Annotated in this window: 16 protein-coding genes; 12 read left to right on the forward strand and 4 right to left on the reverse strand. The window is 62.2% G+C overall.

What is annotated here, in order from left to right:
- Positions 1–132 precede the first annotated feature (132 nt).
- The 3 genes from AC6IY7_RS03340 to AC6IY7_RS03350 all read right to left on the reverse strand — a co-directional run bounded on the left by AC6IY7_RS03340 (position 133) and on the right by AC6IY7_RS03350 (position 3,070).
- Positions 133–1,413, reverse strand: coding sequence for a T6SS phospholipase effector Tle1-like catalytic domain-containing protein (locus tag AC6IY7_RS03340; protein WP_497781607.1), 1,281 nt, complete (start codon positions 1,411–1,413; stop codon positions 133–135).
- 231 nt (positions 1,414–1,644) lie between these two features.
- Positions 1,645–2,259 (reverse strand): 2OG-Fe(II) oxygenase, encoded by a 615-nt coding sequence (locus AC6IY7_RS03345; RefSeq protein ID WP_497781608.1) that lies wholly within the window; start codon positions 2,257–2,259, stop codon positions 1,645–1,647.
- A gap of 142 nt (positions 2,260–2,401) precedes the next feature.
- The gene (locus tag AC6IY7_RS03350; RefSeq protein ID WP_497781609.1) at positions 2,402–3,070 is read right to left on the reverse strand and encodes a DJ-1/PfpI family protein; all 669 of its coding nucleotides are present in this window, start codon (positions 3,068–3,070) and stop codon (positions 2,402–2,404) included.
- A gap of 97 nt (positions 3,071–3,167) precedes the next feature.
- On the opposite strand from AC6IY7_RS03350, the gene AC6IY7_RS03355 reads away from it, so the two are divergent.
- A complete protein-coding gene (locus AC6IY7_RS03355) occupies positions 3,168–4,139 on the forward strand; it encodes a GlxA family transcriptional regulator (protein WP_497782768.1) in 972 nt (323 codons plus the stop codon).
- 25 nt (positions 4,140–4,164) lie between these two features.
- On the opposite strand, the gene AC6IY7_RS03360 is transcribed toward AC6IY7_RS03355, so the two are convergent.
- Positions 4,165–5,382 carry a hypothetical protein gene (locus AC6IY7_RS03360; protein WP_497781610.1) on the reverse strand — a complete coding sequence of 406 codons (1,218 nt, stop codon included), beginning with the start codon at positions 5,380–5,382 and terminating at the stop codon, positions 4,165–4,167.
- 125 nt (positions 5,383–5,507) lie between these two features.
- Here AC6IY7_RS03360 and AC6IY7_RS03365 point away from each other — a divergent pair, with 125 nt between their 5' ends.
- The 11 genes from AC6IY7_RS03365 (at position 5,508) to AC6IY7_RS03415 (ending at position 15,741) form a co-directional block, all read left to right on the forward strand.
- Positions 5,508–6,740, forward strand: a complete 1,233-nt coding sequence (locus AC6IY7_RS03365) for a tyrosine-type recombinase/integrase (protein ID WP_497781611.1) — start codon at positions 5,508–5,510, stop codon at positions 6,738–6,740.
- A gap of 71 nt (positions 6,741–6,811) precedes the next feature.
- Positions 6,812–7,183, forward strand: coding sequence for a hypothetical protein (locus tag AC6IY7_RS03370; RefSeq protein WP_497781612.1), 372 nt, complete (start codon positions 6,812–6,814; stop codon positions 7,181–7,183).
- Positions 7,180–7,443 (forward strand): pyocin activator PrtN family protein, encoded by a 264-nt coding sequence (locus tag AC6IY7_RS03375; protein ID WP_497781613.1) that lies wholly within the window; start codon positions 7,180–7,182, stop codon positions 7,441–7,443. The genes AC6IY7_RS03370 and AC6IY7_RS03375 overlap by 4 nt, the downstream gene beginning before the upstream one ends.
- Positions 7,444–7,543: 100 nt before the next feature.
- Complete coding sequence (locus AC6IY7_RS03380; protein WP_497781614.1) at positions 7,544–8,440, forward strand: hypothetical protein; 897 nt, start codon at positions 7,544–7,546, stop codon at positions 8,438–8,440.
- 136 nt (positions 8,441–8,576) lie between these two features.
- On the forward strand, positions 8,577–8,807 hold the full coding sequence (locus tag AC6IY7_RS03385; RefSeq protein WP_497782769.1) for a helix-turn-helix domain-containing protein: 231 nt from the start codon (positions 8,577–8,579) through the stop codon (positions 8,805–8,807).
- A 65-nt stretch (positions 8,808–8,872) separates the two neighbouring features.
- Positions 8,873–9,208, forward strand: coding sequence for a hypothetical protein (locus tag AC6IY7_RS03390; RefSeq protein WP_497781615.1), 336 nt, complete (start codon positions 8,873–8,875; stop codon positions 9,206–9,208).
- 11 nt (positions 9,209–9,219) lie between these two features.
- Positions 9,220–11,472, forward strand: a complete 2,253-nt coding sequence (locus tag AC6IY7_RS03395; RefSeq protein WP_497781616.1) for an AAA family ATPase — start codon at positions 9,220–9,222, stop codon at positions 11,470–11,472.
- 207 nt (positions 11,473–11,679) lie between these two features.
- Complete coding sequence (locus AC6IY7_RS03400; RefSeq protein WP_497781617.1) at positions 11,680–12,240, forward strand: terminase small subunit; 561 nt, start codon at positions 11,680–11,682, stop codon at positions 12,238–12,240.
- A complete protein-coding gene (locus tag AC6IY7_RS03405; protein WP_497781618.1) occupies positions 12,227–13,327 on the forward strand; it encodes a hypothetical protein in 1,101 nt (366 codons plus the stop codon). The genes AC6IY7_RS03400 and AC6IY7_RS03405 overlap by 14 nt, the downstream gene beginning before the upstream one ends.
- The gene (locus tag AC6IY7_RS03410) at positions 13,272–14,912 is read left to right on the forward strand and encodes a hypothetical protein (protein ID WP_497781619.1); all 1,641 of its coding nucleotides are present in this window, start codon (positions 13,272–13,274) and stop codon (positions 14,910–14,912) included. The genes AC6IY7_RS03405 and AC6IY7_RS03410 overlap by 56 nt, the downstream gene beginning before the upstream one ends.
- On the forward strand, positions 14,827–15,741 hold the full coding sequence (locus AC6IY7_RS03415) for a hypothetical protein (RefSeq protein WP_497781620.1): 915 nt from the start codon (positions 14,827–14,829) through the stop codon (positions 15,739–15,741). The genes AC6IY7_RS03410 and AC6IY7_RS03415 overlap by 86 nt, the downstream gene beginning before the upstream one ends.
- The last annotated feature ends 177 nt before the right edge of the window (positions 15,742–15,918 follow it).

The raw sequence follows: 15,918 nt of genomic DNA on the forward strand, positions 1-15,918 counted from the left end.
GCGGGGGATTTTAGCGATTCGGGGGGGCGAACGCGAGGGGTGGATCGCCGGCGCCACTCGAAGTATGGCTATCGTCCCGGGCACGATCTCGAAATTCCACGCGCGCGGCGATCTCCGGGCGGCCGATCGCGGTCAGTGCGCCGTTGGCGACGACTCCGACGCTCCTGCGCGAACCGCGCGCCGACGCCCTCCATGCGCGGGACGGCGAGCGCGCCACGGGAAGATCCGATCCGGCGTGACGGCGTGTCGGGTGTGAGCGCGCGGGGTCGGGCCGCCCCCGGCGGTCTCGGTTCGTTTGGCCGCGAGCACTTCGTCCAAGAATCGATACGGCTCGATTCGGAACCAATTCGGGAGCCGCTCGTAGGCAATTCTTCGTATCGGATGGAAAACGCTTTCATGGATCGCGGCATGATCCGGAATCGCGCGACATCCGCCCAAGGGAAAGTGGAAAGGCGGCAACCGCGGCCGCGCTTCTTCGGGCAAGGGCCATGGGAGGAGTTCAGGCAGCCACCATAGGCCGTGCAGGGACTCGTGGCGATCCGCGGCCGGATCGGGTTTGACTTGGAACGGCATGAAGCCGTGGGCCTTCCGCTCCTGGCCGAGAACGACCGCGGCCCGCTCCGGCTCGATTTTCAAGCCGAAGGTCACGGCCTCGACCAGCATCCACTCCAGAGCGATTTTCGACAGCCCACTCTGACGCTCGGCATAGCTGCCGCCGACATCCGAATGCACGCCCGCGAACCAGACCTGCTTGATATTCTGGCCCGGCTGCGGCTCCCCCCACAGGTGCGGCGTGTAGAAGCAACGGCGCTCGTCGATCGAAACCGCGTGCCGACCGTTGACGATGGTCGGATTGCACGCCGTGAGAGGAAGCACGACCGGATTATAGATCCACCCGACCGAGCGAACAGTGTCCCATATGCCTACGAAATGAACGCTGCAATCTTTCGACAGCGCATATTTGAAATTGTCCGCCACATCGATCGCTCGCATCTCGCGGGTCGCCCTGGCGAACATGCGAGCAATGTAGGGAATAAGCTCGTCGTTCCCGGGCCGGAGGAGGCCGTACATTCGCAATATGCCTGCCAGCGCCCGAACGGCATAGGCGCCGCGGCTGAATCCGAACAGATAGATCCGATCGCCCGGCTGATGAGCGTTCATGAGAAAACGATAGGCGTCTTGCACGCCGGAAAGAAACTCGGCCCCGAACAAGAGTCCTCTCAAACGAGACAGCTGCTTTCCGAGCTTGGTCCGCGCAATCGGCGACCCCATCGTCCCTACTCCGGGTCGATAATATCCGACTTGGAATTCGTCGAGCTTCAGCGCATTGAACAGCTTGATCACGTTGGAGTTGCAGTCGTCTCTGAATTCGTTGCCCGTTCCGTCGCAGCAAATGACGATGTTCTTGCCCACGGACGCCTCCCGGTTCTCTCGATCCTCTCCATTCCGTCGGCTGACGAGCTACGCCTCGCCCCAGATCCCGTTTCGCATTCGACAGCGCGATTGTATCTGGTCCCAGGACGGCGCTTCGCAAGACGTTGGAGAAGGATTGCGCAATGCAAAGTCCAGGGATGGCCCGCCGAGCTCAAGGGCGACATCGCGCGCGAGCGCGTCGACAGCCGGATCGCGCCGAACCCCGAGCCCTCACCCCGCCTCGACGCGCGGCCGCCTGAGCCAGCAATTGATCGAAAAACGACCGTCGACGAAGTGCGCTGTCGCACAGCGCGTCGGCAACACCTCGTGAACAAAGAAGGATGGAAATGCGACCAGCCGATCGCAGAGCGGGGCGATGTCCACGAACCCCGCGCCCCGCGACGGCGCATGCACGCGCAACGCGCCGCCTTCGAATTGCTTCGGCGAGGCGTGAAAATAATAGACGAGCGTGAGAACCCTCACACTGTCATGCCCGTCCGGCCGTCGCGGCGCATCGGCATGGCGCTTGAAGAAGCCGCCGTCGCCGTTCCAGACCATCTCGATTTCTTTTTTGGCCTCGTCGAGCGGCCCCGCCGCCAATTCGCGCGTCAGCTGCTCGAGGATCGCATCGACGGATTCGGAAAAGGTCGCGCGCAGCGAACCGAGCTCGAGCAGATGCTTGCAGTCGCGCACTGATTTGTCGACGCGCGCGCCCTCCTTGCTCGTATAGAAACCCGAGTCGTGAAACTCGCCTTCATGGGCGAGAGCCCATTCCAAGAGCTCGCGCATGCGCGCTTCGCCGAGGAAGCCGTCGATCAAAAGATGCGGAATCGGCGCGGAAGTCATTCGACGACACGATCCATTGCGGCGAGATCATCGGCGCCCGCGCATCGTTTCGCGACGCGATCGACGCGCGAAGGCGAGGCGTCGCGCAGGCGACGGCGTGGATAGAGCATATAATTCCGCCTCGGGGAAGGCGGAGCCGACCTCAGCCATGCGTCGCCGCAAATCTCGCCTTTCGCTCGGCGAAACGCGGCGCGACGACATCGACGATCTCCTTACCCGCCGTCTCCGGTCGGCCGGAGGCGAAGGGCGGCGCCGGCGCATATTCGATCGACAGTTGAATCGCGCGCGCGACGCGCTCGCCGGCGATATCGGCCGCGACCGTCAATGCGAAATCTATTCCCGCGGTCACGCCGCCGCCGGTGATCACGCGCCCGTCGCGCACGACGCGCGCGGCGTCGGGCTCGGCGCCGAACAATGGCAGAAGATCGCGCCACGCCCAATGACAGGCCGCGCGCTTGCCCCGCAGCAGACCCGCGGCGCCCAGAAGAAGCGAGCCATTGCAGACCGAGGTCACATAACGCGCGCCTTGCGCGAGCCGGGCGATCTCGGCGAGAAATTCGCGATCGACGGAAGCCGCCTCGACGCCGGGGCCGCCGGGAACGCAGAGGAGATCGCAATGCTCCACTGTCGCGAGCGCGCGCGTCGAGCCGAATTCCAATCCCGTGTCGGAGGTCACGGCGCCGCCCTCGCGCGAGGCGACGACGACCTCGGCGCCCGGCAATCGCGCCAGCACCTCGAATGGGCCGGTGAAATCGAGCTGGGTGAGGCGCGGAAAAATCGCGAACACGATGCGAAAGGGCCGATCGGACATGTGAGCCTCCCGAGTTGACGATGACAATATCACGCCGCTAGGCTCTGTCTGAAATGACAGTTTTCCCACTTTTTCGGACAAAGCCATGGCGCCGCGCATCGTCGCCTTTCTGATCTTCGACGACTTCCAGATCCTGGACGCCGCCGGGCCGATCGCCGCTTTCGAGATCGCCGCGCGCATCGCGCCCGGCGCCTATGCGACAAGGACGATCGCCGCAGCGCCCGGCCTGGTGCGCTCGTCTTCCGGCGTCGCCATCGCCGCCGCGAGCTTCGCCGCGGCGCGGCGCTGCGACACGCTGCTCATCGCCGGCGGCCTGGGCGCACGAGGCGCCGCAACGGATGCGGCGACTCTCGCTTTCGTGCGGAGAACGGCGGCCCGCGCCCGCCGCACGGCGAGCGTATGCTCGGGCGCCTATGTGCTCGCGGCGGCGGGCCTGCTCGACGGCCGCAGAGCGACGACTCATTGGAGTCGCTGCCGCGATTTGCAGCGACGATTTCCGAAAATTCGGCTGGAGCCGGATTTGATCTTCGTGCGCGACGGGCCGATCTGGAGCTCGGCCGGCATCACTGCGGGCATAGATCTCGCGCTGGCGATGATCTGCGACGATCTCGGCGAGGAGATCGCGCGCGCCGTCGCGCGGCAGCTCGTCGTCTATCATCGGCGCCCGGGCGGCCAGTCGCAATTCTCGGCATTGCTGGAAATGGAGAGCCGGCAGGACAAATTCCCGACGCTGCTGCGCTGGGCTGGCGAGCGGCTACAGCAACGCCTCACGGTGGAGGAGCTGGCGGAACAGGCCGCGATGAGCCCGCGCAATTTCGCGCGCGCTTTCTTACGCGCGACCGGCGTCACGCCGGCCAAAGCGATCGAGCGCCTGCGCCTCGACAAAGCGAAAGGCGAGCTGGAGGACGGCGGCGGCGCGATCGAGCGCATCGCGCGGGAGGCCGGCTTCGGCGATCCGGAACGGATGCGGCGGGCGTTTCTGCGCGTCTATGGCCAGCCGCCGCTGGCGTTTCGGCGCGGGGGGCGCGACACAGGTGCGGCCCAGCGCACCGCCTCACGGCTTGGATGAAGGTAAGAGGTGAGCGCGCGGTTGTTCATTGTTCAGCAGGGGAGGAAAGTTGCCTGACATGATCGGCTGCCGCCTGGACGTCAGAAAATACACGGCAACCGTTCACGGCTTCCAAATTGACGTTCCGCCGCGTTACTAAATCGTGAAGCGGACCTTCAGTCAGGAAGGTGTCGCAGTATCCCAGTGCGGCGACGGCATGCTCGAAGTCGTAATAGTCATTGGACTTGAACTTCCGATTCTTATCCCAACGCATGGCCGCGTGAATGGACGCGCCAATATGGAGAGAGCGTAGCGCATCTTTGGTCTCCGGCCGCTTGAAGGCATGGTAGAGTAGATTGCGGCACATATTGACAGAAGCTGCGCGCTGATGCGGTGTGACTGGCAATTGACGCCCAGCCTCCTTCTCAGCAAGCTCATGGATAACACCGGCCGCCAGGTCTCCAGCCAGCTCGATAGCTCCCCTCAATTCAACGTCATATGTGTGAGCAAAGCTGCGAAGCTCATCTTTGTGCTCGGCATTCTGTTGGTTCGTATACTTGGCTAGGTCCTCAAAATCATCGCGCCATAGTATGTCATCTTCCATCGTTTTCAATAAATCGCTCAGTGAATAGCCCCAGAGGTGGTCAAAGAAAGCCTTTTGAATAGCCAGCTTTTCATCGGCAGGAAACTGGTCTGGCGAAGCATAGGTATCGCCGAGGACGTAGGCGACTTTAGTCCAGATCAGCTCCTGCATGGGGTAAAGTCCAACTCCTCCTTTGGCTTTCGACAAGAACGAATGGATTTCGGTTCCCATGACAATCTGCGAAGGAACCATCGTAGCGCCTAAGCTAAGCTCGTCGATAAGCCGCGCGGTGCCGATCCGGCGGCCTGGGCTGTAGGACTGCTTCATCAGCTCGAGGAACATGCTTGCGCTAATCGGGCATATAAGGCGACCTCCGGCGACGCCCCGGCGCAGATGATGAAGAAGTTTCTGGGCCGCCGGGTCTGTACGAGCGCCCAACGCCGTATCCCGCGCAATAATCCAGAACCGTGCGTCGAGATATATCTTGCGGCAAGTCGCGATGGACCGACCAAGCTCGATTTGCCGCTCCCGACTATGTTGTTCAATTGTCATTGAAGTCCAAATCGCTGACAGAAGAAAATGGCCGCTGATCGAATATTCAAGCGCGCGGGTGCGTGAGCTTCTGGCGGAAGGGGTGTCCGCCGAACTATCCCACCATCGCGTCTCACCGAAAACCACCATGACGCAATAAGCCAACGAAATATTGGGTTCGATGTCTCACGGCGTCTTCCCATGAGTCACGCTATCGCTTATAAGCGCAGTCCATAAGTGGGGCCGATAGTGGGGCCGCATGTGGGGTGGAGCCGATGGCTCGGGCGAGAAATAAGCTAACGGCGCGGCAGGCGGCGGCGCTGACAGAGCCGGGCCGGCACTCGGACGGCGGCGGGCTCTATCTGGTCATCGACGGCGAAGGCGCAGCCATGCGCCGGCGCTGGCTCTATCTCTTCCCCTGGGGCGGGAAACGTCGAGAAATGGGCCTCGGCGGCTTCCCTGCGGTCTCGCTCGCCGACGCCCGCAAGGCTCGCGATGACGCCGAGCGCGTTGCCAGAGAGGGCAGAGACCCTATCGCGGCGCGAGACCAAGCTCGGGAGGTTCGCGCCGCCAAGCCGACATTCGGGGAGGTCGCTGATGCGCTCATCGCCGCCAAAGAGGGCGCGTGGCGCAACGACAAGCACCGCGCGCAATGGAAGATGACGCTCCTCAAATATGCCGCGCCGTTGCGGTCACGCCCGATCGACGAAATCGACACCGCAGCAGTGCTCGACGTGCTGAAACCCTTGTGGACGGCAAAGCCGGAAACCGCGTCCCGCCTTCGCGGTCGGATCGAGGCCGTTCTCGACGCCGCCAAAGCTCAGGGCCAGCGCTCCGGCGAGAACCCCGCCGCATGGCGGGGCCACTTGTCTCACCTTCTTCCGAAGCGTCAGAAGCTCTCGCGCGGCCATCACGCGGCAATGGCCTACGCCGACATGCCGGCGTTTATGGCCAGCCTGCGCGGTCGCGACGCGGTGGCGGCGCTGGCGCTGGAGTTCTGCATTTTGACCGCGACGCGCTCGGGGGAAACGCTCGGCGCGCAGTGGTGCGAGATCGACACACAGAAAAAAGTCTGGACCGTTCCGGCCAAGCGCATGAAGGCCGCACGCGAGCATCGCATACCGTTATCGGACCGCGCCTTGGCGATCGTGAAAACGCTCGAAGAGGGAAAGGCTGGAGACTTCGTGTTCCCCGGACGGAAGGCAAATCGCCCCCTTTCGAACATGGCGATGGAAATGATGCTGCGCCGCATGAAGGTCGAAGACATCACGGTACACGGATTTCGATCAGCGTTCCGCGATTGGGCCGGAAACGAAACCCATTTTCCGCGTGAGGTCGCCGAAGCGGCGCTCGCGCATGTCGTCGGCGACAAGGCCGAACAAGCATATCGGCGCAGCGATGCGCTGGAAAAGCGCCGCGCGCTCATGGCTGCTTGGGCGGCATGGTGCGAGCCAAAAACAAAGAACATCTTGAAGTTTAGGAGGTCTGGTGTCAATAATGACGCCTGAATAGCGACCGAACGAGACGCGGCAACGTCTCGTTCGGTCTTCGCCAAGGAGAGAATAGGAGGTTCTCCGCCATGACTACGGAAAAACTATATCATCAAAACGGAAATTCCGTAAGCCACATCGGACAAATTCCGTCAATTCAAGCTCTCGTACTCGAATTAGAGCGCATCGACAAAGAGTTACACGATATTCCGAATTCCGAAGGTTCCGCGGATGAATTCGAGCGCACCTTAGATAGCCTCTGGACCGTCCGCGCGTTGATCAACGCCACCCCGGCGCAAACCCCCGACCAATTTCTAGCCAAGGTAAAGGCATTCAAGCTCACCATGGCGCTCGACGAGGAATTCGAGTGTCACGTCCTCGGATCGGCGCGCGAGCAAGCGAAGTTATTAATCGACGAAGCTGCGGCAATCATCGCGTTATGCGGGAGTGGAAATCAATGAACACCCGCTTCATCCTTATGGCTCAATACGGGGCTATGGCAATCATACCGCTTGAGCTTGTCTGTAAGGACTACTTTTCGCATTTGACTACACGCCATTTCATCGAGAAGGCGGCGAAAGGGGAAATCAAGATACCAATTGTCCGCATGGAAGCGTCGAGCCAGAAGGCGGCGCGCGGAGTTCATATCGACGACCTCGCGAACTGGATCGACGCTCGGCGTGAGGCTGCGACGAAAGAGCTGAAGGCGCTGACCAGCTAATCCGTATACGAACGCGCAGGGATAGGCCGGCCAGCCGACAAGCCAAGAACGCATCGCTCGGTTTCCCTGTGATTTCTCACGATGCACGCGGATGCGCGCGATGATGATTTCTGCCAAACCTTTACGGCCATCTTCACAAAGGCGTCTTGATCGATGGGCGAAGGCTCTGCGGACTGCCGAAGATGAAAGGTTACGGAAGAGCATAGACCAGCGATTCGACGCCGAATTTCGACGCGGCAGCGTTCTCGGCGATGTGATCGACGCCATAGACCGCGAATTTGGGCGCGGCGAGGAATATCGTCTGGCCGGACTGGCGGGCGCGCGAATTGCGGGGACTGACGAATATAAAGACCGTCTACAAGCACTCGACGAGCCGCAATGGACCAACATCCTGACGACCGAGTGGGGGCGAGACTTTATCTCGCTGTCGGCCGCCGCATGGTGGATCGCGCTGTCCGGTCAGCCTGGGGAGTGCGACGACGATGCACTCGAAAGAGCCGCGAGCGAGTTGATACGCGCGTTGCGAAAAGGCGATCTCCCTCTTTTTGGCGAGGATTGCGAAAAGCAGCGCGGGCGCGTTTCGCGCGAGCAAATCCCTGAAGCTACGAGCTTCTGCGGCGATTTTCCCGACCTTGTGTCGTTCGGCGACCGCCGCGCGGTGACGTGGGATCAGATGTTGGAAGGCGGCGAGCGCAGCGACAAGATCGAAACCCGCGCCGAAGTCATTTGGTCGCGTCTCGAAGCCGAGCGTGACCAGTTGGTAGCACTATGGCCGGCGCATGGCGCAGCGCCCGCCGAAAGCCAAGCCCTGAAGCCGATCAGCATACAGCGGGCCGTGGAGCTTCTTAGTGAGGAGGCCACAAAGCGAGGCGGCAAGGTTCTCGGCAAAAGAGACGCAGAGCGATATTTAAAATTCAATGGATACCATGGACGTGACAACATTCGAGCCGCCGTCGACAGTTTGACCGGAGGTCGGAAGCCGGGCCGGCAGGGATAAGTGCGCGATCGAAAGTGCAGGTATTTTCGATCTGCACATTTGCACATTTCGACAAGCCTGATTCGATATGAATTTATACGTGTCGTCATGTGACGCGGCGCGACAGTGTGCGCCGCTCATAGCGAAAGGCGACACTATGACCACCCTTCAGTTCGCACGCACGGAATCGGCGACATCCGCGCCTCAGCGCGAAATTTATCCCATTGACGAGGCTTGCACGAAGCTCGGCAACGTCTCGCGGGCTTCGATCTATCGTTGGGCCGCGCAGGGCAAAATCCGCCTCGTCAAGATCGGCGGACGCACATTCGTTTCCGCTGCAGAGATCGACCGCGTTGCCCGTGGCGAAGAGCCTGCGAAAGCCGCCTAACACACGAAAACACCGCCGTTGGCAGACGGCGGTGTTTCACAATCGCGAATAGATGCAGGCACATCATGAATACAACATCGATCGACTCTCTTCAAGAGCGCTCTGCGCTCTTCAGAGAGCGAGCCATCCAGAGTTTCATCGAGACGCCGCGACTGTATGAGTGCCAAGGCGCAGTCGAATCGACGCTCAGCAAGACCTTTAACCGTCTGCGATTGCTTGAGCGCGGCCATCATCCTGGCCATGAAGATGAGCCTTTTGAATATCGAAGATGGTCACGTCTCTCATTTGATGAACGTGAGCGCATCGCTGCCGAACTTTACCTCGCGATCGACGAATACGGCCTGCCGCTCGATGATGCCGAGGACGTGGCTCTCGACGCCCTCATCGAACTCGTGTCGTAAGGATGGCCGCCGTGCTCGACGAGCATCACGCAAACGACGACGACTGGTTCGACCCGCGCGCGCATCTCCCTTCTGCTGTTGCGGCCGGAGACTGTCTCTCCGTCGCGCCGCCGACCTCTGCACTCGACGAACTGCGCGCGATACCGCACTGGGTCTCGTGGAAATATCTCTGGAGACCGGGCGCGGAAAAGCCGACGAAGCCCCCCGTCGATCCGAACACAGGTGGCTTCGGGAGCCACGGTGATCCGAAGACATGGGCGTCATACGAGAAGGCGTGTTGGCGCACGCGCTTCTCGCGCCTCGCTGGCGTCGGCTTCGTCTTCACCGATGGCGACGGTCTCACCGGCATCGATCTGGACGCCTGCAGGAATGCCGAGACCGGCGAGATGGAGCCATGGGCGGCCGATATCATCGATTTGGCGGAAACCTACGCCGAGGTCAGCCCGAGCGGCACAGGCATCCGCCTCCTGGCCCGTGGGAAGGTAGCGAGCGCTACGAAATGCGACCCGGCGCACGTCGAGATTTACGGATCGCTGCGCTACCTCACGATCACCGGCAACCACATCGACGAGACGCCGGAGGACATCCGCCCTGCCCCGCAGACGATCGAGCGGCTGCTCGCGCGCGTCGCGACCTTCGCCCCACCGCCGTCGCCGGAGCGTAAGCCAGCGGTGATCCGGGCCGCCGAGAAACCTGCGGCGGACGGCAAGAACTTCTTCCGCGCCGTGAATGAGCGCGCGCTCGCCAATCTCGATCTTTGGGTGACGGCGATCTTCCCGAGCGCCAAACAGCAATCCGGAACGGGCGCATTCAGGGTCACGTCGAAGTCGCTCGGCCGCCCGCTCCAGGAAGACATCGCGCTCGCGCCGAATGGCATTGTCGATTTCGGCGTCGCCGACATGGGTGATCCGCAGCAGGGCCGGCGCACGGCCATCGATATGGCGATGGAATGGGGCGGGGCCGAGGATGCGACGGCTGGCGCGAAATGGCTGTGCGACAAGCTCGGCGTGACGCCGGAAGCCGTCGGCTGGCGCGACGAGCTAGCCGAGATCGCGGCGCTCGCTGCTGAGATCGGGCGGACGCTGGACGACGCCAACGATCCGGCTTTGGACCAACGCCCCGAAATTGATCCTCTCGACGGCTTCATATTCGACGGCGACGTGTCGCCGGAGCCGCCGCCGATGCTCGTAAAAAAGCTCGTCCCCTTCGACGGAATATGCTTCATCGGCGGACAGAGCGGCGCAGGGAAGACATTCATTGCAGTGGACCTCGCCGTGAGTCTCGCCAGCGGCGAGCCGTTCTTTGGCTATAAGGTCGCCGAGCGTGTCGGGGTTGCGATCTTCGCCGCCGAAGGCGCGAGCACGATACCGAACCGCGTCGCCGTAGCGCGGAATCATAAGGCGCTCGGTGAAATCCTCCCGATCGCGTGGCTCGGCGCGGTGCCGAATTTAGCGGACCCTCGCGAGGTCAGGGCGATGATCGCTCGTCTTCGCGCCGTTGATCGCCGCTTCCGCACAACCCATCGCGCGCGTCTCGGCGCGGTCATCTGCGATACCCTCGCCGCATCGTTCAGTCTCGGCGACGAGAATGATAATAGCGAGGCCGCCAAGGCGATCCGCGCCATGAAGAGCATGAGCGATGCGCTCAACGTTGTTGTGATTCCCGTTCACCACTTCGGAAAATCCGCCGAGACCGGGCTGCGCGGGGCGAGTGGATGGCGCGCGGGATGTGATGCCGTGCTCAGCGTCCTCGCCGATCGAGACCAGACGACGGGGGCGTGCAGCAATCGGCGCATCGCCCTGACGAAGAGCCGTGTAGGTGAAGAGGGGTGGGTCGCGCCGTTCGATCTACGCTTCGTCGAGCTTGGCTCGGATGCTGACGGAGAGACGTTCGGCGCATGTTACGTCGAATGTGGTCGCCGATCGGAGCCCGACTGCGTCATCACATTACCGAAGCCAAAACCACTGGCGCGCGATGCGAAGGCTTATCTCGACGCGCTGCGCGTCGTGCTGTGTGAGAAGGGCAAAAAGGTCCGCCCGTTCGGATCGGACGGGCCAGAGGTTTGCGCCGTCGATCGAGAAGAGGTTCGAGGCGAATTCTATCGGTCGCGTCCTGCCGATGGCGACGACGAGAAAAAGATCGCGTCGGCGCGCCAGAAGGCTTTCAAGCGCGGCGAGGATGAAGCGCGAGATCGCCGCCATATCGCCTCCTACGAGGTCGGCGGGCGCTTCCTCGTCTGGCTGGTCAAGGGGGGCGCTCAATGATCCTGCCAGACAGCAATCACCCCGGACATGCGCCCCGGACCCGGACACACGGGACATATCCTATGTCCCTGTGTCCGGTCCGGTCCGGCAGACACGCCGGACACACCGGACAATGTCCGGCCTTGTCCGGTGTGTCCGGCAGATATAACTCACTGACAAAACGTCATTTTCTGTGACACGCAGCAAGAAACGCGAGAGGAGCGAGCCATGGCCCGCGAAGGATTGACCCGGCGACAGCAGCGCTTCGTTGAGGAGTATCTCATCGACCTCAATGCGACGCAGGCCGCCATTCGAGCGGGCTATTCGAAACGAACCGCACGGCAGATCGGCGAAGAGAACTTGTCGAAACCTGACATCGCCAAAGCGATCGAAATCGCTCTCGCCGATAGATCATTGCGAACGGAGATCACTTCCGATCGTGTGTTGCAAGAGTTGTCATGTCTCGCGTTCTTCGACATCGGCGAAGCATTCAACGAAGACGGCGGTCTGAAGCAGTTATACGAAATGCGTGAAGACGTTCGGCGCGCCATCGCCGGCTTCGAAGTGACCGAAATCCGCAACGAGGACGGCGTTGTCATCGGCAACACGAAGAAGGTCAAGTTCGTAAACAAAATCGAAGCCATCGAAAAAGTCATGCGGCATTTGGGCATGTTCGAAGACAGGCTTCGAGTGAAGTTCGACAACCCGCTCGCGATCCTGATTCAGCAAGTGCAAGGGCGGACATTCGTTCCCGTCGTCATACAAGGAGGCAAAGATGAAATCGCATAATCTGAAAAATTGGAAGCTGTATGGCGAAATGCCGACGACGCCACTTCTTGCCGAGACGTTTCCGAAATGTGGACTGCATTTCCTCGTCGGCGAGGACGAGACGGTGAAAGGCGCGATCATCGCTGATCTTGCAACGGCTCTGGCCAGCGACGTGACGACGTGCGGGCTCGGGCCGATCGGCGAGAACAGCACGCGCGCCAGCCTCGCCGGATGGATGGGTCGCGCGTGTGGCGCGGCGAGTGGCGTCGCGATTGTCACGAGTCAGGGGCGCGCCGACACACTGCGCAGGGCCGTCACGGCCCCTGCTCTGGCTCGTGGCGTGACGACGCCCCTGCCGATCGCCTTCACGGAAGTCGGCGGCAGCGAGCCATTGTCCGCCGTGCCGCTGCGGCTGCGCGAGCTGGCGAGCTGGCTCGCGCAGCCGCAGCGTGGCGTCGAGCTCGGCCTCGTGATCCTCGATGGTCTGCATTTCATCGGCGACCGCGCCAGGGATGCGGCTTTGACGCTATCGCTTCAGGCCATCGAAAGCGTCGGGTTTGCGGTTCTGGTCGTCGCGCGCGAGCTGTCGGCCGCTCCGGTCAGCGAGAGCAGCGTTGTCGTCGAGGTCGGCTCCGACCGCATCGACGTGACGCCGCCGCAGGGCGAGTCGTGGGCGCGAGAATTCAGCCTCCACCCGATCACGCTACCGGATGGCGCCGCGCTGACCGTGCGGCCCGGCAAGGTCGTTCCGGCCGCGCCCGCCTTCCAGCGCGCCTTGCCCGCCGTTCAGCCAGTTCGCGAGGCCCCGAAGGAGACGCCGATCACATCACGCGCGGCGATCCTGATCCATCGCGGAGCGCTCCCGCCGGCAATCGCGGTCGAATGGCGAGCCGCCGGGTTTGTCCTGCCACGCCAGCCGGGCGACGCACTCCACTCGCTGGACGAAGTCGGCCGGCGCGAGATCGTCGTCGTCGGCATTGGCGATCAGCGCGCCGAAGACGTGGCGTCCGTCGCCAATCAGCTTCGACAAACAGCTATGGCACGAGGCGTCAATGATCGTGTCGTCATTCGAGTTGGTCACGAAGGCGAATTGCGAACCGCCGCGTAATCGCGTCTCAATCAAAGGAAACTTTATCATGTCTGGCACGGGAATGGGTATCGGCGCTTTCATCAGCGGTCTGACCGGCGGATTGAACGCCGCGCGTCAGTGGGATCAAACCGATCAGCTTCAAAAGATTCGTGATCGGCAGCTCGCCATTGCTGAAAATCAAGACAAGCGGGCGGCGGACAGGTCGGCGCTCGATATGAAAATTGCTCAATCGAGCTTCGATAGCTCCCAGGCGGATCGCGCGGCGAACGCGCCGATCCTCGACGCTGAGCGCAAGGCGAAGCTCGACACGCTCAACGACGCCGCCGACATGCGGAACACTTTCCGCACGGGGGCGGATGATGTTCGGCGCGAATATGGTGCATCCAAAGCGAAATCGATCATCGTCGGCAAGGACAACGCCGGCAATCCCACATACACGGTCGATGGCGAGAAGGCCGCGAGCCGGGACGACGCCGATAAGATGTTCGAGGAACGTCACGGCTCGTTCATGGACGCCTATCGAACGAAGATGGTTCCACAAATCGTGGCGGGCTATCTCCAACGCGGCGACACAGCTTCGGCCGATGCGTTCCAGAAGTGGAACGACAATAAAGATATCGAAAATGCCGTTCATGACTACGGTCGGATGACGCAGGCGCTTCACATGGGAGACTATGAAGCTGCGTCAAAGCACTTCAACAGCATGGCGCAAAACGGCGGCTATCTCTCGCAGGATCGTCACGGCCTCAAAGTCGAGCCCGTCAAGGACAATAGCGGCAATGTCGCCGCCATGAGAGTGACCTACTCGGATAACGTCAACGGCACCAATCATGTGAAAGACTACGCCCCGGACGAGTTCATGGACACAGCCATCGCGCTGACAGCGCCTGATCGAGCGTTCGAACAGGGCAAGGCGGACCTCGCGCAGATGCGCGCCGCCAAGGCCGCGCGGGCGAGCGAGCGCAATAAGCTTTCCGACCAAATTGAACTCGAACAGGTCAAGATCGCCGGCAAGATCGCCGAGAAGCGCGCCGATGGCGTCGGCATGGACGCAAGGGAATACACCAAGGCCATTCTCGACATGAGCAAGAACATGGCCGACAACGGCATGTTGTCGAAGATCGGCTCGGACGGAAAGGCCGTTCCGATGACGGCGGAGGAGTCGATCGCGGCGGCAGCCGATCGTGTCGATCAGGCCATCGGCCGGCAGCGGACACAGGGCGGTGGCATTATGCAGCCCGGCCGTTCGGTGCCGCTGTTCAGCGCCCCTAGCGGGCAAGCGCCCTCCTCCGCTCCGACGCCGGGCGGTCAGCCCGCCATGCGCGCCGGCTATGCGGGCGGCGCATCGCCCCTGGCCAGTGGGCAGGTCACGCCGAAGAGCATCATGGCGGGCGCGACAGCCGCCGCGAGCGGTCCGGCCACACCGCGAGCGGCCACAGCGGTTCTTCCGATCGCCTCGTCACCGCCCGCGCCCGCGCCTCGCGAGTTGACGCCCGAGGAAGTGGCGCAGGCGGAATATGCGCGCCGGCATGGTCTCCCACCGTATTGGACCGTGCAGGATGTGGACGCCTATCTCTCGCGCGAGAGCTATATGCGTCGTTGATCGCCGGAAGACGAACTTCAGAAATATCACAAGGACGAGGGCAATGTCAGAGATCACGAAAGCCGAAGAAAATCACGCCTTGGGCGGACTCACCGCCGAGGAGTTGGCGGCGCTCGCCAGCGACGACGACGGAGCGTCGGAGGAGGCGGTGCGAAGCGCGACGCCTTCCGCAACCGAAGACGAGCTTCGCGTTGACCCAGACCCGATCCTGCCGATCGAGAGGCCGAGGGATGTCTCTGTCCGATTGACTGCGATCCGAACCGATCGCGACACGCTCGTCGCGAGGTTCGAAGACGGCGACATCACCGCTCGCGAATATGCGAATGGCCTGGAAGCCGTGAACGAGAGGCGGCAAGAGATCGAGCGGGAGCGGCTGAAGGCGGATATCGGCCGCGAGGCCCATGAGCGGGCGATCGAAAACCAATGGTATGGCGAGGTCGAGCGCTTCATGGCGACGACCGCAAAGCATATCGCCGACAAGGGCGAGCGCGCGATGAACGTGTTCGATATGTATGTGAAGTCGGTCACGGGCGATCCTGCCAATGCCCGCCTTTCCGATCGCGCTCAGCTCGAAAAGGCGTATCGCCTCTTCCAGCAAGATCTCGGCTCCGCCGCCGGCGAGCGCCAGCCATCGAGAGCGGCGGAGCCGATATTTGAGCCAGCATCGAATGAGCACACGCTCGATATGCTTCGCACGCACGACGACGAACACACGCGGGACGCGGCCGATTTCGCCTATCTCGATCGCCTCGCGGAGACCGACCCTGCGGCTTACGAGCGCGCCGTCTCCCGACTGAGCGCCGACGAAATGGACGCTTATGGGCGCTGAACGAAGAAGCGGACCTGCGCGCATCGCTATGGCCCGCTCGCCAATTGTCGAGGACGAAAAGTGGATGGCACGAAATCCGTGACCAGCACCGCATGTCACAATCTCAAATCATTCGGCGGGCGAGGCGGAAACGAGCTTTGAAGCACGGACTCGTCGAGCGGCCATCTAAGGGGTTCC

The sequence above is a fragment of the Methylosinus sp. is20ea genome, from assembly GCF_059718135.1.